Annotated in this window: 21 protein-coding genes; 11 read left to right on the top strand and 10 right to left on the bottom strand. The window is 66.5% G+C overall.

Features of this window, described 5'->3' with window-relative positions; genetic code table 11:
• Window positions 1-184: 184 nt before the first annotated feature.
• A complete protein-coding gene (gene phoH2, locus BLS52_RS10745; RefSeq protein WP_425425036.1) occupies window positions 185-1,594 on the top strand; it encodes an RNA 5'-3' helicase PhoH2 in 1,410 nt (469 codons plus the stop codon).
• 19 nt (window positions 1,595-1,613) lie between these two features.
• Here phoH2 and BLS52_RS10740 read toward each other — a convergent pair whose 3' ends face one another.
• Entirely contained in the window at window positions 1,614-2,357 is a 744-nt protein-coding gene (locus BLS52_RS10740) for a hypothetical protein (RefSeq protein WP_090586680.1), read from the bottom strand.
• A gap of 58 nt (window positions 2,358-2,415) precedes the next feature.
• Between BLS52_RS10740 and BLS52_RS10735 the strand changes: the two genes are divergently transcribed.
• Window positions 2,416-2,919 carry a prepilin peptidase gene (locus BLS52_RS10735; protein WP_090586678.1) on the top strand — a complete coding sequence of 168 codons (504 nt, stop codon included), beginning with the start codon at window positions 2,416-2,418 and terminating at the stop codon, window positions 2,917-2,919.
• A gap of 5 nt (window positions 2,920-2,924) precedes the next feature.
• Window positions 2,925-3,395, top strand: a complete 471-nt coding sequence (locus BLS52_RS10730) for an NUDIX hydrolase (protein WP_090586676.1) — start codon at window positions 2,925-2,927, stop codon at window positions 3,393-3,395.
• Between the two features lie 250 nt (window positions 3,396-3,645).
• Here BLS52_RS10730 and BLS52_RS10725 read toward each other — a convergent pair whose 3' ends face one another.
• The 3 genes from BLS52_RS10725 to BLS52_RS10715 form a co-directional block, all read right to left on the bottom strand.
• Window positions 3,646-5,073, bottom strand: coding sequence for a class II fumarate hydratase (locus tag BLS52_RS10725; RefSeq protein WP_026544249.1), 1,428 nt, complete (start codon window positions 5,071-5,073; stop codon window positions 3,646-3,648).
• A gap of 51 nt (window positions 5,074-5,124) precedes the next feature.
• On the bottom strand, window positions 5,125-5,739 hold the full coding sequence (locus BLS52_RS10720; protein WP_026544248.1) for a carbonic anhydrase: 615 nt from the start codon (window positions 5,737-5,739) through the stop codon (window positions 5,125-5,127).
• A 131-nt stretch (window positions 5,740-5,870) separates the two neighbouring features.
• A complete protein-coding gene (locus tag BLS52_RS10715) occupies window positions 5,871-6,458 on the bottom strand; it encodes a DUF4245 domain-containing protein (protein WP_090586675.1) in 588 nt (195 codons plus the stop codon).
• A gap of 105 nt (window positions 6,459-6,563) precedes the next feature.
• Between BLS52_RS10715 and glpX the strand changes: the two genes are divergently transcribed.
• Both glpX and BLS52_RS10705 read left to right on the top strand, forming a co-directional pair.
• Window positions 6,564-7,601, top strand: a complete 1,038-nt coding sequence (gene glpX, locus BLS52_RS10710) for a class II fructose-bisphosphatase (RefSeq protein WP_090586672.1) — start codon at window positions 6,564-6,566, stop codon at window positions 7,599-7,601.
• Window positions 7,602-7,667: 66 nt separating this feature from the next.
• Window positions 7,668-8,852 carry a lipid II:glycine glycyltransferase FemX gene (locus tag BLS52_RS10705; protein WP_245702805.1) on the top strand — a complete coding sequence of 395 codons (1,185 nt, stop codon included), beginning with the start codon at window positions 7,668-7,670 and terminating at the stop codon, window positions 8,850-8,852.
• Here BLS52_RS10705 and manA read toward each other — a convergent pair.
• Genes manA through BLS52_RS10685 form a run of 4 tightly spaced genes read right to left on the bottom strand, consistent with a single transcriptional unit; the run spans window position 8,797 to window position 13,456 of the window.
• Window positions 8,797-10,152: a mannose-6-phosphate isomerase, class I gene (gene manA, locus BLS52_RS10700; protein ID WP_090586670.1), complete on the bottom strand. Its 1,356-nt coding sequence runs from the start codon at window positions 10,150-10,152 to the stop codon at window positions 8,797-8,799. The two genes, BLS52_RS10705 and manA, sit on opposite strands and share 56 nt — an antisense overlap.
• A gap of 15 nt (window positions 10,153-10,167) precedes the next feature.
• Window positions 10,168-11,742 carry an LCP family protein gene (locus tag BLS52_RS10695; RefSeq protein ID WP_026544245.1) on the bottom strand — a complete coding sequence of 525 codons (1,575 nt, stop codon included), beginning with the start codon at window positions 11,740-11,742 and terminating at the stop codon, window positions 10,168-10,170.
• A complete protein-coding gene (gene purE / locus BLS52_RS10690) occupies window positions 11,739-12,248 on the bottom strand; it encodes a 5-(carboxyamino)imidazole ribonucleotide mutase (protein ID WP_051470479.1) in 510 nt (169 codons plus the stop codon). The genes BLS52_RS10695 and purE overlap by 4 nt, the downstream gene beginning before the upstream one ends.
• Window positions 12,249-12,283: 35 nt before the next feature.
• Complete coding sequence (locus BLS52_RS10685) at window positions 12,284-13,456, bottom strand: 5-(carboxyamino)imidazole ribonucleotide synthase (RefSeq protein ID WP_090586668.1); 1,173 nt, start codon at window positions 13,454-13,456, stop codon at window positions 12,284-12,286.
• Between the two features lie 167 nt (window positions 13,457-13,623).
• Here BLS52_RS10685 and BLS52_RS10680 point away from each other — a divergent pair, with 167 nt between their 5' ends.
• Window positions 13,624-14,196: a GtrA family protein gene (locus BLS52_RS10680; protein ID WP_026544242.1), complete on the top strand. Its 573-nt coding sequence runs from the start codon at window positions 13,624-13,626 to the stop codon at window positions 14,194-14,196.
• A 24-nt stretch (window positions 14,197-14,220) separates the two neighbouring features.
• Here the strand turns inward: BLS52_RS10680 and BLS52_RS10675 are convergent, their stop codons facing one another.
• The gene (locus tag BLS52_RS10675) at window positions 14,221-14,946 is read right to left on the bottom strand and encodes a TIGR03089 family protein (RefSeq protein WP_026544241.1); all 726 of its coding nucleotides are present in this window, start codon (window positions 14,944-14,946) and stop codon (window positions 14,221-14,223) included.
• Between the two features lie 265 nt (window positions 14,947-15,211).
• Between BLS52_RS10675 and BLS52_RS18995 the strand changes: the two genes are divergently transcribed.
• From BLS52_RS18995 to BLS52_RS10660, 3 genes are read left to right on the top strand one after another with little or no spacing between them, the layout of a single operon-like run.
• A complete protein-coding gene (locus BLS52_RS18995) occupies window positions 15,212-15,760 on the top strand; it encodes a WhiB family transcriptional regulator (protein WP_051470464.1) in 549 nt (182 codons plus the stop codon).
• On the top strand, window positions 15,757-19,446 hold the full coding sequence (locus tag BLS52_RS10665; RefSeq protein ID WP_425425037.1) for a glycosyltransferase family 2 protein: 3,690 nt from the start codon (window positions 15,757-15,759) through the stop codon (window positions 19,444-19,446). Before BLS52_RS18995 ends, BLS52_RS10665 begins: the two co-directional genes overlap by 4 nt.
• A gap of 1 nt (window position 19,447) precedes the next feature.
• Complete coding sequence (locus tag BLS52_RS10660) at window positions 19,448-21,100, top strand: DUF5719 family protein (RefSeq protein ID WP_090586666.1); 1,653 nt, start codon at window positions 19,448-19,450, stop codon at window positions 21,098-21,100.
• A 104-nt stretch (window positions 21,101-21,204) separates the two neighbouring features.
• Here BLS52_RS10660 and BLS52_RS10655 read toward each other — a convergent pair whose 3' ends face one another.
• Window positions 21,205-21,693, bottom strand: a complete 489-nt coding sequence (locus BLS52_RS10655) for a metallopeptidase family protein (RefSeq protein ID WP_084033397.1) — start codon at window positions 21,691-21,693, stop codon at window positions 21,205-21,207.
• 261 nt (window positions 21,694-21,954) lie between these two features.
• On the opposite strand from BLS52_RS10655, the gene BLS52_RS10650 reads away from it, so the two are divergent.
• Complete coding sequence (locus BLS52_RS10650) at window positions 21,955-22,335, top strand: DUF3499 domain-containing protein (RefSeq protein WP_084033395.1); 381 nt, start codon at window positions 21,955-21,957, stop codon at window positions 22,333-22,335.
• A gap of 447 nt (window positions 22,336-22,782) precedes the next feature.
• On the top strand, window positions 22,783-24,261 hold the full coding sequence (gene ahcY / locus BLS52_RS10640) for an adenosylhomocysteinase (RefSeq protein WP_090586664.1): 1,479 nt from the start codon (window positions 22,783-22,785) through the stop codon (window positions 24,259-24,261).
• The last annotated feature ends 110 nt before the right edge of the window (window positions 24,262-24,371 follow it).

The following is a 24,371-nucleotide window of genomic DNA, read 5'->3' as shown; positions in this document are numbered from 1 at the left end:
GGGCGTAATGTCTGTTGCAACAGCAGGCACCCGCCGGCTGTTCGGGGAGGCCACCTATGCAGGCAACGTGCCCACCAGCACACGCTCTGGGAAGAGGAGGCTGCGCGCGGCCTCCTGGCCGGCCCGCCTCACGCAAGCCCTAGATTATTCTCGGGCGTGCATCGCCCGGGGAAGTGGAGTTGAAGTGGCCACATCTCGCACAACCCAGCGATCCGCAACCGACACGCTCAACAGCACGGCCCGCCCGGCGGCGCAGGACGAACAAGTCCTCGCAGCGGCGGGCCTTTCCGTTGTCGAGAGCCTTGGCAGCCGCAGTTACGTCCTGGACACCTCTGTGCTGCTCTCGGATCCCCGGGCCATTACCCGTTTCGCCGAACACGAGGTGATCCTGCCGATAGTGGTGATCACCGAGCTTGAAGGCAAACGCCATGATCCCGAGCTGGGGTACTTCGCGCGCAAGGCGCTGCGGCTGCTCGATGAGCTGAGGGTGAAGCACAACGGCCTGAACCAGGCCATCCCGCTGGGAACCGAGGGCGGAACCCTGCGGGTCGAGCTCAACCACGTCTCCACCGAGGTGCTCCCCGTGGGCTTCCGCAGCGGCGACAACGACTCACGGATCCTCGCCGTCGCCAAGAACCTCTCCGACGAGGGCCGCAACGTCACCGTGGTCTCCAAGGACCTGCCGATGCGCGTCAAGGCCTCCGCCATGGGCCTGCAGGCGGATGAGTACCGCAACGAGCTGGTGAAGGATTCAGGCTGGACCGGCGTTGCTGAGCTGGACACCCTGGACGACGACGTCGACACCCTCTACACACACGAGCCGGTCTTCCTGCCGGACGCCGCGGAGCTGCCCGCCAACACGGGAGTCATCCTCCACTCCGGCAAAGGTTCGGCGCTCGGCCGGGTGGGCGCGGACAAGCAGGTACGCCTGGTGCGCGGAGACCGCGACGTGTTCGGGCTGCATGGCCGGTCCGCCGAACAGCGGTTGGCGATCGACCTGCTGATGGACCCCGAGGTGGGCATCGTGTCGCTCGGCGGGCGTGCGGGCACCGGCAAGTCGGCGCTGGCCCTGTGCGCCGGCCTCGAGGCAGTGCTGGAGCGGCGCGAGCACCGCAAGGTGGTGGTCTTCCGACCGCTGTACGCGGTGGGCGGGCAGGAACTCGGATACCTGCCGGGCAGCGAGTCCGAGAAGATGAACCCCTGGGCCCAGGCCGTCTTCGACACGCTGGGGGCGTTGGTCTCGCAGGAGGTTGTGGAGGAGGTCATGGACCGCGGCATGCTGGAGGTCCTGCCGCTGACCCACATCCGCGGGCGGTCGCTGCATGACTCGTTCGTGATTGTGGATGAGGCCCAGTCACTCGAGAAGAACGTGCTCCTGACGGTGATGAGCCGGATCGGGCAGAACTCGAAGATCGTCCTCACCCACGACGTCGCCCAGCGGGACAACCTGCGGGTGGGCAGGCATGACGGCATTGCCGCCGTCGTCGAAACCCTCAAGGGACACCCGCTGTTCGGTCACATCACGCTGACCCGCTCAGAGCGCTCGCCGATCGCCGCGCTGGTCACGGATCTGCTCGAGGGTGCGGAGATCTAGGACCGGCTCCCGTGGCGGGTCAGCCGACCTGCCACGGGATGTGGTCCCGGACGTCAGTGAGCGTGCGCGGGGCATCGGTGAAGAGGTCATCGATCATGTATTCGTCCACCCCGCTGATGGCCAGACGGTGGCCGCAACCGGCAAGGTCGCCGTCGAGCGCTGTGGTTGACACGCAGACGGCGGTGGCGACGTCCACCAGCACCCGCGTGCGGCCCGATCCGATCAGCGGGCGCCCGGGAGTGAACGGCTGGTAGGAGATGTTCGGTGTCGCGGTTGCTCCGAGCACCCGGCGGCCCGCATGGACCTCCTCGGTGACGTCCTCGAGCTCAACCCGGTTGGCGAACGGCGTCTCATACGGGACGGGAGCATCACCGGCGAGTTCGACGGGGTCCAGCATCGCGGCCCATCGGGGATCACCGAAGGCAGGCTCACCGTAGGCAGCCTTCGGGCGGCGGTGGACGTAGCCGGTTTCGTTGTAGACGGGGGTCACGAGCCGGGGCGCCACAAGCCAGGAGGCCTTGGTGGCGCTGACGTAGAAAGAATCCCGGGAGTGCTCATTGCCGGTGCTGCTGTGGAGGAGGGTTCCGTCCGCCGTTTCCACCCGCAGTGCCGCAGGGCGCCGCACCCAGGCACGCAGCGCGGGGGACTCGCCGTCAGTGCTGATCCACGACACGGAGAACCGGACCGTTTCCCAACGCCACGGCGAGGAACGGCAGAGTGATCGGAAAAGGCTCGCCGGGTTCAACCCGCTGGAAGCGGACATATCCACAGTGTAAGCCGGGATTCCGGTTCCGGACCGGGGATTCGGCTACGGTAGGCACATGCTGGCGCTGATGGGGGAGTACTGGGACACTGCGCCCGTGGCATTCTGGCTGTGTGCTGCGGCGCTCGCGTTGCTTGTGATGGTCGGGATCTGGCTCAGCGTCATCGACATCCTCACGCATCGGCTGCCCAACCGCATCATCTTTCCGTCCTATCCGGCCGCCGGTGTGCTCCTTATTGCTGCCGCGCTCGCCGCCCAGGACTGGGGCCGGCTGGTGTCCCTGGCCGGCGGGGCGGCGGTGCTCTGGGTGTTCTACTTCATCCTGCGCCTGATCTACCCGGCGGGGATGGGCTTCGGAGACGTCAAACTCGCCGGCGTGCTGGGGCTGTATCTCGGGTTCGTGGGCTGGTCCTTCCTGCTGTGGGGCACCTTCGCTGCCTTCCTCCTCGGCGGCCTCTGGGGGGTCATCCTCATCGCGAGCCGTCGGGGCACGGCCAAGTCCGCCATCCCGTTCGGGCCGTTCATGATCGTCGGAGCGGGGCTGGTGCTCGCACTAGGCTGAAGACCATGCCCACCCCCGAATTCGTCCAGCACCTCCGTTCCAGGATCGGCCACGATCCGCTGTGGCTCCCCGGAGCGGCCGCGGTGGTGTACGACGACGAGGACCGCGTGCTGCTCGGCCGCCGCGCCGACACCGGTCAATGGACCCTCATCACGGGGATCGTTGATCCGGGAGAGCACCCCGCACAGGCGATTGTGCGCGAGGTGGAGGAAGAGACCGGAGTTTCGGTGGAGGTGGAGCACCTGGTGAGCATCGACGTCGTCGGGCCTGTCACCTTCCCGAATTCCGACGTGTGCCGCTTCCTGAGCCTGGTCTTCCGCTGCCGTTACCTTTCGGGTGAGGCCCGCGTGAACGACGACGAATCCATGGACGTGCGCTGGTTCAGCCCCGATGACCTGCCGCCGCTGAACCCGCTGCACCGGCGTCATGCCGAGAATGCGCGCTACTCGACGGGCGTCCCCGACTTCGAGCGCTGAGGTGCGCTGACCGGCCCTTCACACCGCTCCGTCCATCCCTCTCCCGCCCATCCCACCCCTCCCTCCCCTCCCTCTTCGTTGAATTGGCAGGGCACGCCGCTTTCACGCGCCCGTACGGGGTATGTCCTGCCAACTCACGGGCATGAGAAAGCGGGGGCCCGCACGGTGAAGTACCGTGCGGGCCCCCGCTTCTTGCCCGGCTCTTTGTCCCCGCTTCTTGTGCTTGCGGTGCCTGGTGCGCCTGGGATGCCTACTGCGGCGGGCGGGTCATGGAGAGTACGTCGAGCGCCTCGTCCAGCTGCGCTTCCGTCAGCTCACCGCGCTCCACATACCCGAGTGCGACGACGGCCTCCCGGACCGTGAGCCCCTCCGCGACAGCCTTTTTGGCGATCTTCGCGGCGTTCTCATACCCGATGTACTTGTTCAGCGGCGTCACGATCGACGGCGATGCTTCGGCGAGGAAACGGGCGCGCTCCTCGTTGGCGGTCAGCCCGTCGATCATCTTGTCCGCCATTACCCGGCTGGTGTTGGAGAGCAGGCGGATCGACTCGAGCAGGTTGGCGGCCATGACGGGGATGCCGACATTGAGTTCGAACGCACCGTTGGTCGAGGACAGCGCGATGGTGGTGTCATTGCCGATCACCTGAGCGGCCACCATGATGGCCGCCTCGCAGATCACTGGGTTGACCTTGCCCGGCATGATCGAGGAACCCGGCTGCAGGTCGGGGATGGCGATCTCGCCGAGACCGGTGTTCGGGCCGGACCCCATCCAGCGCAGGTCATTGTTGATCTTCATGAACGAGTACGCGATGTTCCGCAGCTGACCGGACGCCTCGATGAGTCCGTCGCGGTTGGCCTGCGCTTCGAAGTGGTTGCGTGCCTCGGTCAGCGGCAGTCCGGTGTCCTCGGCGAGAAGCTCGATGACCCGCGCGGAGAAGCCTGCCGGTGTGTTGATGCCGGTTCCGACGGCGGTTCCGCCCAGGGGAACCTCGGCCACGCGGGGGAGCGAAGCGTTGATGCGCTCGATGCCGTAGCGGACCTGCGCAGCGTAGCCGCCGAACTCCTGGCCCAGCGTAACGGGCGTCGCGTCCATCAGATGGGTGCGGCCGGACTTCACAACGCCCGCGAATTCCTCGGCCTTGCGCTCCAGTGATTCCGCCAGGTACTCAAGAGCCGGAATCAGGTCGTTGATCAGGGCGGAGGTTGCGGCCACGTGGACCGAGGTGGGGAACACATCGTTCGAGGACTGCGAAGCGTTGACATGGTCGTTCGGGTGAACCACCTTGTCGCTGCCGCCGTCCTTCAGCGCACGCGAGGCGAGCTCTGCGATCACCTCGTTGGTGTTCATGTTCGAGGAGGTACCGGATCCGGTCTGGAACACGTCGATGGGGAAATCGCCGTCGTACTTTCCGGTTGCAACCTGGTCCGCGGCCGCCTCGATGGCACGGGCGAGCTCGTCATCGAGCACGCCGAGCTCGGCGTTGGCCGTGGCGGCCGCCTTCTTGATCCGTGCCAGGGCTTCGATGTGGGTCCGTTCCAGCGTTTTGCCGGAGATCGGGAAGTTCTCTACAGCCCGCTGTGTCTGCGCACGGTAGAGGGCGTTGGCGGGAACGCGAACCTCGCCCATGGTGTCGTGTTCGATGCGGTAGTCGACGGTGTCCTGGGAATTCGTTGTCATGCGCCAATTCTGGCCTGTGGCGTGGGGCGCCACAAATTCCGGCGCTACAAGTCAGAGATTGCCCAGTTGCGACACGAGGTCGGCTTTACCTTCATCCAGCCGGTAGGTGACGCCGACGACGGCGGTGGACCCGTTCTCGATGGCATCTGCCACCACGCGGGAAGAGTCCGCAAGCCGCTGGGCGGTCTGCCGGATGTGTTCCTCCACCGCAGCGTTGATGTCGGTGTCTCCATTGCGGCGCGAAGTCAGCACGGAGGAGGTGATGCGTTCAACGAGGTCGCGGATGAAGCCCACCGGCATGGTCCCGGAGTCGATGGCGTTTGCGGTGGCCGTCACGGCGCCGCAGGAGTCATGTCCGAGTACCACGATGAGCGGCACGTTCAGGACACTGACGCTGTATTCGAGGGAGCCGAGGACGGCGTCATCAATGACCTGCCCGGCCGTACGGACCACGAAGATGTCACCGAGTCCGACGTCGAAGATGATCTCGGCTGCAAGGCGGGAATCCGAGCAGCCGAAGATGACGGCGAAAGGGTCCTGGGTGTTGACCAGCGACGCCCGGCGGGAGGCGTCCTGGTTGGGATGTGAGGAGGTGGAGGAAATGAACCGGCCATTTCCGTCACGCAGTTTCTGCCATGCTTCAGCGGGAGTCAGTTGCTTGGTCACGGAAGTTACTGTACTGCGCCGGGAGCCGAACGCGGTCGGTTGGTGACTCCGCGTTGAGCGGTGCTGGTCCGGATCAGTCGCGGTCCGGTTGAGTTACGGTCCGGAGCGGTGTTAGCCGAGAAGTGCCCCGGCTAGTTCAGCTTGGCGAGCAAGGCGCTGCCGAGGACATCGAACTGGGTGAGATCCGCAGTGCCGTTCAGGATCAGCGTGAACCCGTCCTGTTCGGTGGTGAGGAAGACATCACCGGAGGTGCTGTCGAGCAGGTCCCAGGTCACGCCGTCGATCACCCGTTGTCCGGAGGGTACGGCGTCGTCGAGGCGCTGTGAAAGCCAGGTGGGGTTGGAGTTGTTGGTCTGTGTCACCTGGATGAATTCGCGCTCGGGGGTGAGGTAGCCCACTTCCCAGAATGCGACGCCGTCGGACGCCGTTCCCGTCCAGCGTGCGTAGTTGGAGGTCCAGCCGTCCGGAAGTTCAGCCGCGGCGGGCAGGTAACCGGCGGCGTCCTCGGCCTGCGATGCGATGGTGGCCACATCGACGTCGCGCGTGTAGGTCTCCGCTGTGTGCGTCGGATTCAGCAGGACAACAAAGAGGACCAGTCCCAGCGTGACGGCGGTGGCAATGAACATGCCGATCGACGACGCGTTGGCGCGCTTCGCCTGCTTGGCCGTGAGCACCGGCGTGACCGGTGCTTCCTGCTGGTTCTCCTGGGTGCTGCTCACTTCTCCATTGTCGCCTACACCCGTGGCGTCACGGAAATGGCCGGAGCGCGGCTCCGCACTATGATTGCGGAAAGAGGGAACCGCTAATTCAACGATGAGGTAAACGTGTCCGACACCGCAAAGTACGCGCAGTACTCCACCCTGTCACCCGCCCTGGCCGTGGGAGACGACGAACCGGACCGCAACCTCGCGCTGGAGTTGGTGCGCGTCACCGAGGCCGCGGCCATCGCCGGCGGACACTGGGTCGGTTTCGGCGACAAGAACAAGGCTGACGGTGCCGCCGTCGACGCCATGCGTTCGCTCCTCTCGACCGTCCACTTCAACGGCGTGGTGGTCATCGGCGAGGGTGAGAAGGATGAAGCACCGATGCTCTACAACGGCGAGCGGGTCGGAGACGGCAGCGGGCCGGAGTGCGACGTCGCGGTGGACCCCATCGACGGCACCCGGCTGACGGCCCTCGGCATCAACAACGCTCTCGCGGTTCTGGCTGTGGCAGAGCGCGGCACCATGTTTGACCCCTCCGCAGTGTTCTACATGGAGAAACTGGTGACCGGTCCCGAAGCCGCGGACATGGTGGACCTCCGCCTGCCCGTGAAGCAGAACCTGCACCTGATCGCCAAGGCCAAGGGCAAGAAGGTCAACCAGATCAATGTGATGATCCTTGACCGTGACCGCCACCGCCCGCTGGTCCAGGAAATCCGCGACGCCGGTGCCCGCACCCGTTTCCTGATGGACGGCGACGTCGCCGGCGCCATCGCTGCCGCCCGTGAAGGCACCGACATCGATGCCCTGATGGGAATCGGCGGCACACCGGAAGGCATTGTGGCTGCCTGTGCCATCAAGTCACTCGGCGGCGTGATCCAGGGCCGCCTGTGGCCCACCAGCGATGAGGAAAAGCAGAAAGCGCTCGACGCCGGCCACGACCTTGACCGGGTTCTCTCCACCAATGACCTCGTCACCAGCGACAACTGCTACTTTGCCGCGACCGGCATCACCGACGGCGACCTGCTGCGCGGCGTCCGGTACCACGGTGGCAAGGTGCTGACGCAGTCGATCGTGATGCGCTCGAAGTCGGGCACCATCCGCGTGGTCGACGGCGAGCACCAGGCCCACAAGTGGGAAAGCTACGCACGCCTGAGCTGATTCTCTATCGCTTCGGAGGGCAGGCCGCTGCGCTCGCGGCGGGCCCCTGCCGATAGGCTTAGCAGCATGACCCTCATCGTTGCGCCCTGTACTGACCATGCCGCCTGGGATGCCGAGGTGAACCGTCTCGACGGCCACCCGCAGCAGCTCTGGGGCTGGGGCCAGACGAAGGCCGACCACGGATGGAGCACCGACCGCCTGCTGCTCAACCGCGACGGCGGGACGGTTGCCTGTGCACAGGTCCTGATCCGTCGGCTGCCCGTTCCGTTCCGGGCGCTGGTCTACATTCCGCGCGGTCCGGTCTGCCGTGCGGAGGATGCGCGGGAGGTCCTCGAGGTACTGGCGGATTACGCCCGCAGAGCCTATGCCTGTACCGTCCTGAGTATCGAGCCGGACGGGGATGCGGAATCCGACTTCGACGGCGCGGTGCGTGCGGCAGGGTTCCGTCCCACCAAGAACACCATCCTGATTCCCCGCACCCTCATCCTGGACCTGTCGCGTTCCGAGGACGAGCTGCTGGCGGACATGTCAAAGAAGCACCGCCAGTACATCCGCAAGTCCGGCCGGGAAGACCTTGAGTTCCGTGAGGTGACCAGGGAGGAGCTGCCGGGCTGCCTGGACGTGTACCGGGAAACGGCGGAGCGTGCCGGTTTCGGCATCCACGAGGACCGCTACTACCTCGACATCTTCGACAACCTCGGCGACGCGTCGCCTGTCTACGCCGCCTTCCAGGGCAGCACCGTGGTGGCGTTCCTATGGTTGTCCGCCAGCGGCTCCACCGCGTTTGAGCTGTACGGCGGGATGACCGAGGAAGGTGAACGGCTGCGCGCCAACTACGCGCTGAAGTGGCTCGCCATCCAGGCTATGAAGGAACGCGGAGTCCGCCGCTACGACTTCAACGGCCTCCTGAACGACGGCGTGTCAAAGTTCAAGATGGGCTGGGCGAAGCACGAGAACCTACTGATGGGCACCTGGGACAAGCCGTTGTCGCCGCTCTACCCGGCCTATGCCACGGCGATGCCGCTGGCACGCAGGGGGCTTTCCCTTGCACGCGGCGCAGTCGGATCCCTCCGCACCAAGGCCCTGCCGTCCCTCCGAACCAACGCCCTGCCGGCCCTCCGGACCAAAGCCCTGCCGGCCCTCCGCACCAAGGCCCTGCCGGCGCTCCGGACCAAGGCCCTGCCGGCGCTGAAGGCTAAGGCTGCGTCTCTTCGCGGCGGCCGCGCACAGGACCCAGCCCGCCGGGATTAGCATCCCCAGCGGCACCCACGGTGACCGCGAAAGCGACGGCGGTGCTGCCGCCGTCGTCGTCGGTGGTGTCCGTGGTGTCAGACGCGAGGCGTGCCATCACGGGTGACTCGTTGGCCGGGATGAACGCGCTCTGCCCGCGGTGGAGAATGAGGTCGCCCTTGGGCGAATCGAGCACAATCGTCCCGGACACCACCAGGACCACAGCCGGCCCGTTCTGGGCCACCGGAATGTCGGCTGAGGCGGCAGTGTCACCGAAAGCCGACGGGAGTTCCAGCCGCTGCAGCTGGAACTCGTCGAACGGCGGGCAGTAGAGTTCCTGGCCCAGCGGAGTGGACTCGGGCTCAAGCAGGGGCAACTCCAGCGGAGCGAACTCCACCGTCTTCAGCAGTTCCCCGGTATCCACGTGCTTGGTGGTCAGCCCGCCGCGAAGCACATTGTCGGAGGACGCCATGACCTCGACGCCCAGACCCTCCAGGTACGCGTGCACATTGCCGGCGGGCAGGTACAGCGCCTGGCCCGGGCGCAGGGTGACCCTGTTGAGGAGCAGTGCCACCAGCACGCCCGGATCACCGGGATGGTGCCCGTTGAGCTGGAGCACGGTGGCGGCTGCGGAGCCCTCCAGGCTGTCGGACTCCGGAGCACCGCCGTCGTCCAGTGCCCCGACCACGGACTCAACGGCGGCCCGGCTCTCGTCCGGGCTGGTCAGGAGCCGTGTGAAGGCCTCCCGGAGCGCCGCTGCTTCATCAGGATTGCCGAGGTCGGTCACGACGGACCGCAGGATGGCCGGTGCCTGCCCCCGCTGTTCGACCAGCCCGGCGAGCCACGTGAAAATCTCAGCGGCCTCAGCCGGAGCCCGGAAGCCGCAGAGGGCGTCGAAGCCGGTGAGGGCGAAGATGAGTTCGGGTTTGGAGAACGCGTCGCGGTAGTTGCGGTGCGGTGCATCCTGGGGGACCGAGGCTGCGTTCTCCCGGTCAAACCCCTCGCGGGCCTGTTCCGGGCTGGGGTGCACCTGGAGGGACAGCGGCGCTGCCGCGGCGAGCACCTTCATCAGGAAGGGGAGGCGGTCCCCGAAGGCGTCCCGGGTGGGGGAGCCGAGGGTACGGTCCGGGTCAGCGCCGATCAGCTCGTCCAGACCTGTCCCGCTATCCCCATGGCCCTGCACGGTGGAGGGGGAGTCCGGGTGCGCGCCGATCCACAGCTCCGCCTCGGGGCCGCCGGACGGGGTGCGTCCGAGCAGCTCCGCGATGGCCGTGGTGGATCCCCAGTCGTAGGGGCGCAACGGGTTGTCCAGCTGGTACATCGGCGGTTCCGTTCCTTAGGCGGGGGTGCATTCCCCGTTGTCGGCCAACAGTGATTCGAGCGTGGTCCAGTCCTGGTTCACCGCAAGCTGGTGCAGGTATTCGACGGTGATCTCGTCCGTGACGGCCTGCGCCGGAAGCGCTTCAATCAGCCCGGCGCGGTTCAGTTCCAGGGTGCCCGCGGGTGCTGCTTCGGCGTCCTCAGAGGCCGCTGCCAGCGTCTCCTGGACCCGCTGGTGAACCAGCGGGATGTCAGGGTACGTGGAGAAGAAGTCGCCCGGATCCCCGAAGTCCGGCGCGCCGATGGTGAGGCGGCCGACGTCGTGATTTTTCGCCTTGATGGCGAGATCCACAAAACTGCCCAGCTGGTCACGCGGGATATCGGTCTCGACGATCTGCGTTCCGGCGGCCGCGATCTCCTGGAAGCGGCTCAGGACGGTGGCGGGATCGAGCTGGGCGATCATCGCCGCCTGGACGCACTGCTGGCGCTGGATCCGGGAGTAGTCGGTTGCGTACTCGCGCGACCGGGCGTACCAGAGCGCCTCATAGCCGTTGAGAGTCTGCACGCCGGGCGCAATCCAGGCCGACGGCGGGTAGTAGCGTTTCGGGTCCGAGCCGGGGATCTCCGCCGACGTGATGGGAACCCACCCACCGGCGTCGATGGTGATGCCGCCCATAGCGTCGATCAGCTGCTCGAAGCCGGCCATGTCCACGAGGATGTAGGCCTGGACCTCGATGCCGAGGATCCCGCTTGCGGCGTCCATCATTGCCTCGGCGCCGGGGTCCTGGGAATCCGGATACAGGTCGGCGTAGTCCTGGCTGACCACCGGGTAGAGGCTGTTGATGATGCAGTCATTGCCGCAGTTGTAACCGTCCGGCCAGACCTCCCACAGCGGGGAGTCCTCGGAGAAGGGTGCGTTCTGGAAGTCGCGGGGGATGCTGAACGTGACCGCGGCTCCGGAGCGTGCGTCGACGCTGATCACCGAGATGCTGTCGGGGCGCCGTCCGGTACGGTCCTCACCGGCGTCGCCCCCCATGAGCAGGAAGTTGTAGCGTCCGTCCACGGGATCGAACGCCGGTCCGGCCTGGAAGATGTTGCCGAACGTATTGCGGCCGACGTTGAGCAGGTAGGCGCCGTAGCCGAGGCTGCCGCTGGTCACCAGCATCAGCAGGGCCAGGGTCGCGGCGACGGCCGGGCGCATCCCCCGGTCCAGCAGGGGCGGACGGATGAGGCGGAGGGTGTTGATGAACAGGAGCGCCCAGCCCACCGCCAGCGCCACGAGGACCGCGATCAGTAGCAGGGAGAACCACTCATTCGCCAGCAGGCTCACCACCAGCTGCCGGTTGAGCCCTGCCAGTACGACGCCGGCAATCACCAGGAGCCACATGGTGAAAGTGACGCGGAGGGCGCGTCGGCCAAGCTTGCGGTCACCGGCGACCACCTGTGCCGCTCCGGGGAGGAGCAGGGTCAACAGGAGAAGAAGGAAGGCACGCTTGGTGCGGACGCCGGACTGGGCGGCCTCCGGGTAGCGCACCGGGTCGGTGAGCAGGGTCCGTTCGGAAGGCCGGCCGGGGTGAACCGCCCGGCTCATGCGCCGCCTTCAGAGCCGGCTCGCGTTCCCGCCCGCTCACGGAGCCTGGCGCCTTTGCCGAGGGCGGTCTGGCGCAGACCCTCTGCGAACTCCGTCAGTTTCCCGGAGAGCTCCTTTGCCCGGGGACTGTCGCCGGAGGCGAGGATCCGGACAGCGAGGAGTCCGGCGTTCCGTGCGCCGCCGACAGAGACCGTGGCCACCGGGATGCCTGCAGGCATCTGGACGATGGAGAGCAGGGAGTCCATGCCGTCGAGGTGTTTGAGGGGTACGGGGACGCCGATGACGGGCAGCGGGGTCAGTGATGCCAGCATGCCGGGCAGATGGGCTGCGCCGCCGGCCCCGGCGATGATGACCTTCAGGCCGCGTCCGGCGGCGGCACGCCCGTACTCGACCATGTCTTCAGGCATGCGGTGTGCGGAGACGACGTCGGCCTCATAGGGGATGCCGAACTCTTCGAGTGCGAGGGCGGCGGCCTCCATGACCGGCCAGTCGGAGTCCGAGCCCATCACGAGGCCCACGACGGCGCCGGCGGGGGAGTTGTTCACGATGTTTCCTTCCGGGGGTCGCGGCCGTCCCGAAGGATTGCCGCGGTGCGCTCGGCGCGTTCCCTCACCTGTGCCGTTGTGTCACCGGGGAGTGCGATGGCGTTGACATGACCGATTTTCCGGCCCGGCCGGACGCCCTTGCCGTAGGTGTGGACCTTGGCGGCAGGCTCTGCCTGCAGTGCCAGCGGAAAGGCACTATACAGGTCGGCGTTATCTCCGCCGAGGATGTTCTTCATGACCACAACGCCGGACGCCAGGGACGTATCTCCGAGCGGTAGGTCCAGGACGGCACGCAGATGCTGCTCGAACTGGCCGGTGACCGCACCGTCCATGGTCCAGTGTCCGGAGTTGTGCGGACGCATGGCGAGCTCATTGATGAGGAACCCGGGGCCGCGGTCGGGAACTTCGAACAGTTCAACGGCCATGACGCCGGTGACGCCAAGCTCCTCGGCGATCTGCAGCGCGGCTTCCGCCGCGGCGCGGGGAAGGCCCGCCCGCAGCTCCTGTGCGGGGGCGATCACCTCATCGCAGACTCCGTCGACCTGGATCGAGTGGACCAGCGGCCAGGCGCGGGCTTCCCCCTTGGCGGAGCGGGCAACCAGTGCCGAGAGCTCCCGGGTGAAGGGCACCTTTTCTTCGGCGAGCAGGGCACTGCCGGTGAACCACTCGGCGGCCTCTGCGGCGTCCTCGGGTGAATCGATGATCCGCACGCCCTTGCCGTCATAGCCGCCGCGCGGGGTCTTCAACACAACAGGCCAGCCCGTCCGCTCACCGAACTCGCGCAGCTCTTCCACCGAGGACACAGCGCCCCACCGCGGGTTGGGCAGACCCAGGCGGTCAACGGCAGCACGCATCACCAGCTTGTCCTGAGCATGGCGCAGTGCATCAGGGTGGGGCTGTACGTTGACGCCCGCCTCCACAAGTGCGCGCAGATGCTGCTCCGGCACGTGCTCGTGGTCAAAGGTGAGAACATCGACGTCCTTGGCGAACGCCGTCAAATCCTCCAGGTTGGTGTAGTCACCCACCGAGGATTTGGCGACGGCGGCCACCGCCGAAACATCCGGACCCTCCGCCAACACGCGGAGCTCAAGACCAAGTGCGACGGCGGGAGGCGCCATCATCCTGGCCAGCTGGCCGCCGCCCACCACACCAATTACGGGAAAAGTCACCCCCCTAGGGTACCTATTGCCGCTGCAGTCTCCTGGACGTGACCGGTTCGCAACCGAAGGTTCCTAGGAAACATTCATTCCTGATCGGTAAAATGGACCCTTGCCCGCTGCGCTGACGTGCGCCGGCGGCGTCCTGCTACGGCGAATCGTCCAAAGACCGGAGGGTCATGATCACCACACTTGCCGACCGGGCGCGGGCTCTCGCCTCCCTTTTCTGGAGGGAGCTGGCGAAGTTCGGGGCCGTGGGCGGTGTGGCGTTTGTCATCGACAAGGGTCTGTTCTGGTTGCTCATTCACGGTCCCATGGCGGACAGCGAGGTCAAGGCGCAGGTCCTGTCAGCCTCGATTGCCACCGTTTTCTCCTGGATCGCCAACCGTTACTGGACGTTCCGCCACCGCCGCCGGGCGAACCTGGTCCACGAACTGCTGATGTTCCTGCTCATCAATGCCATTGGTATGGGCATTGCGGCGGGCTTCGTCTGGCTTGCCAAGTATCCCCTTGAGATCTCAGACCGGCCCGGCCTGTTCATCGCGGGCGTTCTGGGCACCGTGCTGGCAACCGTTGTTCGCTTCATCGCGTACCGGTTCTGGGTCTTCAACGAGGAGCTTGACGCCGACCCGGCGTTTGCCCACGACCACGAGCTGATTCACCCGCACGCACATGCCACTGCGGACGCCGCTCCCGCAGGCGATCCCGCAACTCCCCAGCCCGGCAAGCCTGTCCGGCCGACGGACCAGTAATGCGCCGGGGATGAATGCGGGTTTCTAGCCGTCCAGCCGGGCAGTAATCCGTTCTCCCGCGACCAGCCGTTCGGTGACTTCCACGCTCGGGTGCACCAGAACCACTGTGCCGCCGTCGGCCCAGATTCCCACGGCAGCGGACAGTACGGTCATCAGCGGCAACGACGCCGGGACCAGCCAGACGCCCGGCGACGGCGCGTCCGCTCCCGCCACCGGACCCGAGTCCAGCAGGTCGGTGAAGGTGTAGCCGGCTCCGCCCGTGCGCACGAGTTCGGCCTTCCCATCGGCCGGTTCATCCAGATAGACATCGCCGTAGGAGCGCACCGTTGCCGCGTAATCCACTGCGCCGTCGGGGAGGATGCCGGGCCAGCGCATGTCGAGCGCTCCCGGGGCGACGAACACGCGCAGCTCATCCCGGCCGGGGTCGGGAGTTTCCTCACGGGCCTCCATGGTGAGCCGGAGATCCGCGGGGGATCCGCCGTCGAGCAGTGTGACCGCTCCGACCTGCCAGCCGCCCAGTGCCCAGACGAGGCTCTTCCAATGCGGCGGCACGTCCGCGGCGACGACGGTGCCGGGGACGGCGTCGAGCTCTTCCACGAGCATGTTGGACGTCTTGGCCACCCAGTTTTCGAGGACTCTGCCGGAGAGTTCCACCCGCTCGTGGTCCGGTCCGTACCAAATCAGGCGTGGCGCGCCGGCGGCGGAGCGGAAAGACTCGAGCAATTCTGCGATGGATTGAAGTGGAGCCACGGGGTACCTGCTTTCGGGTGGTAAGCGAGCTGACCTGCGGGTTCAGTTGCACAATTGTGAGGAGAGCTGCGCGTGGCGTACCCGCGATCCGTGAAAGTCACTCTATAAGATTCCCTTCGCCGCTTGACTGAATGGGACTTACACGCGTGTAATTAGGTCATCGGATTTGCTTCGGCGGACGGGATTTCGGGGTTTCTCAGCGACTTGCTGGAGGCGCATCTCCCACACTAGCTTCTGGCCGAAGCTGCAACACCGGGAGGCTGGTATGGGGCAGGCAGAGCACATTGAGGACCGCAGGTCCATCGCGGCCCAGGCGTCTGCGCGCTACGGATCGCGCGGCGTTCCACAGGACTGGTTCGTCGACCCGGCGGATCCTGACGCCGCGGAGAGGTACAGGCAGCAGACTCAGCCGCTGGAAGACGAGGCAACCGCCTTCCTTGCGGCGCACGAGGCGCTGAGCGGGGGTTCCGGCGTCGAGAATTTCCTCGAGGCGGACCCCACGGCCGAACCTCGCCGTCAGCCTGCTCCGGAGCGGGTTGAGCAGGCCGTCTGGATCGGTCTTCCAGGTTTCGGTTCAAACTTCGACGACGAAGGCGAGCTGGGCTGGCAGGCGGACGCACTCTGCGCCCAGACGGACCCGGAAGCATTCTTCCCGGAGAAGGGCGGCTCCACGCGAGACGCCAAGAAGGTCTGCGGATCCTGCAACGTCAAGTCACAGTGCCTGGAGTACGCGCTGGAAAATGATGAGCGCTTCGGCATCTGGGGCGGCCTTTCAGAGCGCGAGCGCCGCCGGTTACGAAAGCGAGCGGTCTGATTCACCCGCAGCAAAGGGTCACAGCTGTTGTAGTAGCCCACAACGGCGCCGAGTTTCTCCCTGACACTCTCAAGGCACTCGGTCAGCAGACCCGACCCCCGGATTTCCATGTAGGAGTCGACGCCGGTTCAACAGATGAATCGGCGTCAATTCTGCAACTGCAGCTTCCGGTGGGGTCACCCGTGGTGGGTGCGGCAGGCCGAGGCGGATTCGGCGCCGCTGTACGCACCGCACTTGCCGAAATCCCGGCCGGCCGCCGTCCGGACCCCGAGAGCGGGATCCACGATTGGATCTGGCTCCTGCATGACGATTCCGCTCCTGAACCCACCGCGCTTGAGGAACTTCTTCGCGCGGTGGAGCTTGCACCCTCGGTGACCGTTGCCGGTGCCAAGCAGGTGGAGTGGGAGCACCGGCGGAAGCTCGTTGACGTCGGCCTGTCCGTCAGCCGCTGGTCCGAGCGACTCACCCTGATCGACGTGGATGAACTGGACCAGGGCCAGTACGACGCCCGCAGCGACATGTTCGCCGTGAATTCAGCCGGCATGCTGATCCGCCGTGATGTGTGGGACAAGCTCGGCGGATTCGACCCTGCGCTTCCCGGCACCGGAGACGACGTCGATTTCTGCTGGCGCAACCGGCTCGCCGGACACCGGGTGGTGGTGGCGCCCGGTGCCGTTCTGCGCCATGCCGGTTCACGGAACAACCATGCGGCCACCCTCGGGGCCGCCCGCCGCGCCGAGGTGTACCTCCGCCTGAAACACGCAACTCTCTGGAAGGTGCCGTTCCTGGCGGTCGGGGCTGTCCTCGGCGGCGTAGCCAGGCTGGTCCTCGGCCTGCTTGCCAAGGATCCCGGGTACGGGGTTGCCCAGCTGACCGCCAGCATCGCGGCGGCCCTGAAGCCGTTTGACCTGTACCGGTCGCGCCGGTCCGCAGCGCGGACCAGGCGTCTGCCCCGGTCGGTTGTGCGGGCGCTGCGAACCGAGCGCCGCGACGTATGGTCGCACCGTAAATCCGTTGTGGAGGCGTTCTCGGCCCGGGGTCTGGAGGACGAGTCCTTTGCCCAGAGCACCGCAGCCGATGTTCCCACGGGCGATGCCAATGACGATTTCGCGGCGCTGGAAGGTCCGTCCCGCATCTGGGCGGGATGGGGCGCCATCGCGGCAGCCCTGGTGCTGCTCGGCGTTTCACTGGTCGCACTGCACCGCTTTGTCGGTGCGCCGGCACTGGCCGGCGGGTCCCTCCTTCCGCTGTCCGCCGACCCGGCGGAGATCTGGTCCAACGCCTCCCGCTGGTGGATCGACCTCGGGTCCGGCTTTGCCGGGCACGGTGACCCCTTCAGCTACGTACTGTGGCTGCTCTCAGTTCTGGGATTCGGGAACGGCAATGCCGCCGTCGTCGTCCTGCTGCTGTGCGCCGCTCCGCTTGCGGGGCTCAGTGCCTGGTTCGGCTCCAGCGCATTTGTGCGCAGCCGCTCGCTCAGGCTGTGGGCCGCCTTCTTCTGGGGCAGTCTTCCCGTCCTGCAGGTGGCTACCGGGAGTGGCAGGCTCGGCGCGCTCCTCGTACACATCCTGCTGCCGCTGGTGGCCCTTGCGCTGATCCGTGCTGTGGGGCAGGCGCCCGGCCGCCCCGGTTCGCAGGCCAATGACGCCGTCGAGTCCTCTGCACGTCAGCGCTCCCTCCAACTGATGCTCAAGCCGGGCATCAATGGTGTTCCGAGCTGGACCGCGGCGGCCGCTGCCGGTCTACTGCTTGCCGTCGTTGTGGCCTCGGCGCCGTCGCTGCTGCTGTTCTTTGTGCTGGCGGTGGTGACCATCACCCTGGTTGCCCGACGCCGTGCCAAGACCGTCTGGTGGTCGCTGCTGCCGCCGCTGGCGCTGTTCATTCCGTTTGCCGCGTCCACCCTCGACCGGCCGCACGCCGTGTTCGGAGATCCGGGACTTCCACTGCCGTTCGATTCCGCGCCGGTGTGGCAGCAAGTGCTCGGCTACCCGGTGTCCTTCAATCCCGCGGGCACTCTTGCTGCCTTGCCCGCGCTGTCTGAAGGTCCCTGGCCGCTGGTTGCGGCGCTGATCATCGGGCTTCCCGTGGTGCTTCTGGCCGTCACGGCGCTCTTCCTGCCCGGCAAGGGCAGGGCTGCTGCCCGCGTGCTGTGGGCGCTGGCGCTGCTGGCGATCCTCGGCAGCGTGGGCAGTTCGCTGGTGGTGACGGCCGTCGGGTCCTCGTCCCTGATCACGCCGTTCACCGGGCCCTGGGTTTCGGTGCTCTGCCTCGCTCTCCTGGCTGCAGCGCTGATCGGCGGCGAGTGGCTGCTCCAGCTGCTCAGGGCCGGCCGGCTGGGGCATACTGCCCGGTCGCCGCGCGGTGCCCGGATCTGGCTCACCGCCGCAGCGCTGGTGCTTGCGCTGGGCCCGGCAACAAGCCTCACCGTGTGGCTGGTGCCGCAGCTCCGCGGGTCGGATCCCGCAGCGGAAGCAACCGCATTCGGAACCGAATCGGCCGTCCTTCCGAGCGCTCCGCGGACACTGCCGGCAACCGCCGCCGACCGCGGTACCGGCGGACAGCGCAGCACCACGCTGGTGATGAATGTCGACGGCGACAGTAACGTCAGTGCCGCCCTCATGCGCGGCGGCGGCACCACTCTCGATTCTCTCTCCCAGATCTATGCAGCCCGCCAGCTGCACGGACTCCTGCTGGACGCGCAGCTGCGAACGGACGACGACGCGACCGCTGACGTCCGCCGGACCGTCGCCACCCTGGTGGCAGGTAACGGCGTTGACCCGCGCGAGGAACTGCAGCGGCTCGGGGTCGGTTTTGTGGTCCTGCAGCAGTCAGACTCTGCGGCCGAGGTGCTTGCAAGTCAGATCGACTCCGTTCCGGGCCTCGTTTCGGTGGGTGCTACCGAGGCCGGGTGGCTGTGGCGGGTTGAGATGTCAGCATCGGGTGACTCGGCGGCCGAAGCGCAGGTGGGCCGTCTTCGCATCGTGGACGAGTCCGGTGCGACGCTGAGCGTGCTCGATTCGGGTGCCACCACCGCTGCGGTGGAAATCCCGGCAGGTCCGGACGGCAGGTCGCTGGTACTGTCCGAACGCTCTGCGCCCGGCTGGGAAGCGACTCTCAACGGACAGCGTCTTGAACCCGCCTCCACCGGCTGGAACCAGGCGTACTCGCTGCCTGCGGAGGGCGGCAATCTTGAGGTCCGGTACGTGACGGCCTGGGAACCCTGGGCAGGTATTGCGCAGGCCATTGTGTTCGGTCTGACTGTGCTGCTGGCGGTCCCCATCCCGGCACGGCCGCGTTTTGTGCACGTTCCGCAGTCCCGCAGCCGTGCTGCGGTTGGGTCCGGGTCTAACGCCTCCGGCTCCAGCGGGCGGCGTGGGGCGGCCGCGTCTACAACCGCCGGGTCCAACGGCTCCGATTCCAACCGTCCCGCTTCCAACGCTTCCGTTCCCAACGCTTCCGGCTCCAGCGCCGCTGTTCCCAACGCTGCCGGGTCCAGCGCCGCTGTTCCCAACGCTGCCGGGGCCAACGGCCGCCGTGCGCCGGTCCCGGGGAGTGCTGAAGCGTCAACGGGTGTTGGCTCTGAAGCCTCGGCGAGTGCTTCATCGGCGGGTACTTCCGAACCCGCTTCCGGCCCTGCCGATCCGGTCCGTGAGTCGGCGCTGAGCAGCGGAAGGACCGGGAACTGACATGAGTGCCACGAAGAAGGTCCTTCAGAAGGCTGTGCCTGCCAAACTGCCTGCCAAGCGGAGCGGCACCTGGGTGCGCGGTGCTGTGGGAGTAGCTACCGGCGTCGTCCTGCTATCCGCAACCGCAGCCCTTGCCGGGGCGAGTATTGTGCAGGATCTTGACGGTGCGGCTGAGCAGTTTCCCGTACCCACGGCGGCGGTCCCTGCCGGGGAGTATTCGGCGGTGTGTCCGGAGCCGCTGAGGCTGCTGGAGGGCACGGTGGAGGGCGGCGACCCGGAGTTCAGTCCGGTGTCCGAGACAGCCCGCAACCGGGTCAGCGCCATGACGCTCAGCGACCTGGGCGGTACCGTTCCGGGATCAGCTGTCGCACCGCTCGGGGGAGGGGACCCACTGGCGGTGATTGCCGAGCAGGTGCCCGAGGCCGAGCAGGAAAACCCGCAGGTCAGCAACGCGGACGGGCTGACCAATCGGGTGGCGGGCGTTGCGTCCGGGCAGGCCGTTGAATCGGCATCCGTCCTGCGTGCGCAGGCGCTCGGCGAACAGCGGGCCACTGCAGGCGCCGGATTCACGTACACCGCAACGGACGGCGACCTCGCGGGGCTGGCTGTGGCAGCGTGTCAGGTTCCGTCGAACGATTTCTGGCTGGTCGGAGCTGTTACCACGGTCGGTGCAACGGCGGTGCTGAATCTGCATAACCCGTCCGAATCGCCGGCGACGGTGGATCTTGAGCTGTACGGGTCGGAGGGTGTGATTGATGCCCCTGGCGGTCGGGGGATCCTGATCGCTCCGAATGAGTCCGAGTCGATTGTGGTTGCCGGCCTTGCCGCGAACCAGGAGAACCTTGCCGTCCGTGTCCAGAGCAACGGCGGGAGGGTCAGCGGCTTCATCCAGCAGAGTGTGCTGCGTGGTCTGACTCCGGGAGGGGTGGGCCTGATCCAGGCGTCGGCGTCGAGCGCGTCGTCGCAGGTGGTGCCCGGCATCCAGATCCAGGCGTCGGACGTCACGGATCCGATTGTCTCGCAGGACGGCTATGCGGGTGCCGCTCCGTCGCTGCAGGTTGCGGTGCCCGGCGGAACCGACGCTGTGCTCGATGTGCGTGTGTTCGGTCCGAACGGTGAGGTGGAACTGCCGGACGGGGGAGTGGTGACAGCGGCCGCCGGTTCGGTCACTGCCATACCGCTGGACTCCCTGCCGGAGGGTAACTACACGGCCGTTCTGAGTTCCGATGTGCTGATTTCCGCCTCAGCCCGGGTTTCCCGAGGAGCCGAGCCGGAGGAGCCGCTGGACCTGGCCCAGGTTCCGTCTGCCGTGCGACTGGGAAGCCAGCACGTGTCAGTCCTGCCGACCGGTGCCGACGCAGACTTCGTCTTTACCGCACCCACCGGCCGGGCGGAGGTCCGGTTGACGCCGGTCACCGCAGAGGGTGCGCTGGGTGAAGAACTGGTGTTCGACGTCGCCGGCGGCACCACGGTCACGGTGCCTGCCGCTGATCTTGGCAAAGGGACGGTAGCGGCGCTGATCGGAGTGTCGGGCGATCCGGCGTATGGCGCGCAGATTGCAACGCTCGACGGCGATACACCGGGAATCTCGGTAGCTCCCATTCCGGCCGGCAGTGCAGGCCAGCAGAGCGTGGCAGTGAATATCGGCTTTTAGGCTGGGTTAGCAGGCATTTTCAGCCCGGTGTTTCGGCCCGGGGTGCATCCTGCCTGGTGTTTCGGCCCGGGGTGCATCCTGCCTGGTGTTTCCGCCTGGCTCCTTCAGGCCCGGGACCTGCCGTAGGCGGGGTCCACCGCTTCGGGTGCCATGCCGAGAAGTTCCGCCATCTGCTCAACGATCACGTCGTGGACCAGTTCGTTGGCCGGAATGTACCCTCTGGCCGTCATTTCGATGGGATGCCGGTACACGGTGATGGTGGCGGGCTGCTTTCCGGCGGCAGGCGTGGAGGTTCCCAGCAGTCCGCGGACGGTCTCGGGTGCCATCTGTTCCAGACCGGCGGGGATTTCCTGGACGATGATCTGCACATCCTGGATCCGGTCACCCCACAGCCGTTCCAGCCGTTGGGCGGATTCCATGACCCAGTCCTCGAACCGTTCCGCACGGGATCGGGAGCCCGGCAGGTGCGAGGGAATGAGTTCGCCGCGAAGGCCTCTGCCGTGACGGTCCCGGCGCCGGCCGGCGTATCGGGACTTCCGGCCGGTTGGCCCGTCCGGTACAGCCAGACGAATGGAAAAAGAGCTATCCCGCATGCTGAAACTCTAGTCCGATCCGGTTCCGGCTGCATTACAGTCGCGTTGCGCTTGGGTCGCGATTCCGGTGGCGTTGCACCTGAGCCGCGATTCCGGTGGCGTTGCGCTTGGGTCGCAATTTCGACGGCGTTGCGCTTGTGTCGCAATTTCGGTGGCGTTGCGCTTGGGTCGCAATTTCGACGGCGTTGCACCTGGGCTGCATTCCGGGCGTCGGAGCGTCGGACACGCCGGAGGGGTGGGGACACGGTAGGCTGATCAGTCGTGGGATCGATCCGGCAATGTTCACGTTCAGCGTGCCAGCGTGCTGCTGTTGCAACGCTGACGTACGTGTACGCGGATTCCACTGCGGTTCTCGGCCCGCTTGCCACCTACGCGGAGCCGCACTCCTACGACCTGTGCGCACCGCATGCCGAAAAGCTGACGGTTCCACGTGGCTGGGAAGTACTCCGGTTGGCTCTGCCCTCAGGGCCGCCCGAGCCCAACCCGGATGACCTGCTGGCTCTGGCCAACGCGGTACGGGAAGCAGCGGTTGACCGCAGCGCGCCCGAACCGGCCCCTCCCGGGTCGAAGTCACCGCTGACACCGCCGCCTGGAGAAGCTGGGGCACGTCGCGGCCACCTTCGAGTGTTGCGCGACCGGTAGGCGCCCCGGGACTGGGCGCGTTGGTTTGTGCCCGCCGGAGGCACACAGTCCGCCGCTGCGCCGTTGTTGTCCCCCGGTCTTGTGTCCCGTAATCCAAGGGATTCCCGGTGAAGATGCCGTGCGCGATACCCTTGTGTTACCGAACCACGTGTACCAGCTGTCCGAGCCGGCACGTATGCCGGACCCGGAATCCTCGAAAGGCTGCATCCCGTTGCCCAATATCTCATCTGACCTGTTGGCCATCCTTCGGTGCCCCGTGACCGGGTCCGCTCTCGAGCAGCACGGCGACGTACTTCGGTCCGCCGGACCGGATGCTGCAGGGAACTTTGTGGAATATCCGATTGACGAGTCAATCCCTGTGCTGCTCCGCCCCGAACTCAGGACAGCGGAAAGTACTTCCGCTGCTACTCCGACGCCCGCTTCCACTGCAGAGGAATCCCCATCATCATGACGCTTGACTTCAAGGTTGCCGACCTCTCCCTTGCCGAGGCAGGCCGGCACCAGATCCGGCTTGCCGAGCACGAGATGCCGGGCCTCATGGCATTGCGGCGCGAGTTCGGCGAAAGCCAGCCGCTCGCGGGAGCCCGTATTGCCGGGTCGCTGCATATGACGGTCCAGACTGCGGTCCTCATCGAAACGCTGACGGCTCTGGGTGCCGAGGTTCGCTGGGCCTCCTGCAACATCTTCTCGACGCAGGATGAGGCTGCTGCCGCAGTCGTCGTCGGGCAGGGAACGGTGGAGGAGCCCGCCGGTGTGCCTGTTTTCGCTTGGAAGAATGAGTCGCTGGAGGAGTACTGGTGGGCCACCTCGCAGATCCTGCAGTGGCCGAACGGCGAGCCGAACATGATTCTCGACGACGGCGGCGACGCCACCATGCTGGTCCACAAGGGTGCTGAGTTCGAAGCTGCCGGCGCGGTGCCTGCGGCACCCACCGAGGACGATGTCGATTACTCCCACGAATACACGGTTGTCCTTGATGTGCTGCGTGCGTCGCTCGCTGAGGATCCGCAGCGCTGGACCCGCATCGCTGCGTCGATCCAGGGCGTCACCGAGGAGACCACCACGGGAGTCCACCGCCTGTACCAGCTGGCTGAGCAGGGCAAGCTTCTCTTCCCGGCCATCAACGTCAACGACTCCGTGACCAAGTCCAAATTCGACAACAAGTACGGCATCCGCCACTCCCTGCCGGATGGGCTGAACCGCGCAACCGACGTTCTCATCGGCGGCAAGGTCGCCGTCGTCTGTGGGTATGGCGATGTGGGCAAGGGCGCGGCAGAAGCGCTCCGCGGGCAGGGTGCCCGGGTGATCGTGACCGAGATTGATCCCATCTGTGCGCTGCAGGCCGTCATGGACGGCTACCAGGTGGCCAATCTTGAGTCGGTGCTCGCGCAGGGTGACATCTTCATCACCACCACGGGCAACAAGGACGTCATCATGGCGCACCACATGCAGGCCATGAAGCACCAGGCGATTGTCGGGAACATCGGCCACTTCGACAATGAGATCGACATCGCCGGTCTCGCGCGGACGCCGGGCGTGGTGAAGGTTGAGATCAAGCCGCAGGTCCACGAATGGGTCTTTGACCAGGGTACGGAGCGGCAGCGCAGCATCATCATGCTGTCGGAAGGCCGTCTGCTCAACCTCGGCAACGCTACCGGGCATCCGTCCTTTGTCATGAGCAACTCTTTCGCCAACCAGACGATCGCGCAGATTGAGCTGTTCACCAAGCACGGTCAGACCCGTGAAGACGGTTCGCCGGAATATGACCGGCAGGTGTACGTGCTGCCCAAGATCCTGGATGAGAAGGTTGCGCGGCTGCACCTCGACGCGCTGGGAGTCGAGCTGACCGAGCTGTCCAAGAGCCAGGCCGAGTACCTGGACGTCGATGTGGCCGGGCCGTACAAGCCTGACCACTACCGCTACTAGGCATCATGACGCTCGGTTTCCGAGCGGCCGTACATACGTGTCCAACGCCGGCCCGCGGGGGAATCGGGCGTAAAATTGCATCTGGACAGCAACTAGCAGGCAAGGTATAG

The organism is Arthrobacter subterraneus, from assembly GCF_900099735.1.
Taxonomy (GTDB): Bacteria; Actinomycetota; Actinomycetes; order Actinomycetales; family Micrococcaceae; genus Arthrobacter_D; species Arthrobacter_D subterraneus.
The sequence above is the reverse complement of the archived record's forward strand: the minus strand, read 5'-3'. Positions and strand labels throughout refer to the sequence as shown.

Coding starts and splice junctions, on each gene's coding strand:
- BLS52_RS10740 (WP_090586680.1), bottom strand. CDS start 2,357: ATGTCCGCTTCCAGCGGGTTGAACCCGGCGAGCCTTTTCCGATCACTC.
- BLS52_RS10735 (WP_090586678.1), top strand. CDS start 2,416: ATGCTGGCGCTGATGGGGGAGTACTGGGACACTGCGCCCGTGGCATTC.
- BLS52_RS10730 (WP_090586676.1), top strand. CDS start 2,925: ATGCCCACCCCCGAATTCGTCCAGCACCTCCGTTCCAGGATCGGCCAC.
- BLS52_RS10725 (WP_026544249.1), bottom strand. CDS start 5,073: ATGACAACGAATTCCCAGGACACCGTCGACTACCGCATCGAACACGAC.
- BLS52_RS10705 (WP_245702805.1), top strand. CDS start 7,668: ATGACCCTCATCGTTGCGCCCTGTACTGACCATGCCGCCTGGGATGCC.
- manA (WP_090586670.1), bottom strand. CDS start 10,152: ATGTACCAGCTGGACAACCCGTTGCGCCCCTACGACTGGGGATCCACC.
- BLS52_RS10695 (WP_026544245.1), bottom strand. CDS start 11,742: ATGAGCCGGGCGGTTCACCCCGGCCGGCCTTCCGAACGGACCCTGCTC.
- purE (WP_051470479.1), bottom strand. CDS start 12,248: ATGGGCTCGGACTCCGACTGGCCGGTCATGGAGGCCGCCGCCCTCGCA.
- BLS52_RS10680 (WP_026544242.1), top strand. CDS start 13,624: ATGATCACCACACTTGCCGACCGGGCGCGGGCTCTCGCCTCCCTTTTC.
- BLS52_RS18995 (WP_051470464.1), top strand. CDS start 15,212: ATGGGGCAGGCAGAGCACATTGAGGACCGCAGGTCCATCGCGGCCCAG.
- BLS52_RS10660 (WP_090586666.1), top strand. CDS start 19,448: ATGAGTGCCACGAAGAAGGTCCTTCAGAAGGCTGTGCCTGCCAAACTG.
- BLS52_RS10655 (WP_084033397.1), bottom strand. CDS start 21,693: ATGCGGGATAGCTCTTTTTCCATTCGTCTGGCTGTACCGGACGGGCCA.
- ahcY (WP_090586664.1), top strand. CDS start 22,783: ATGACGCTTGACTTCAAGGTTGCCGACCTCTCCCTTGCCGAGGCAGGC.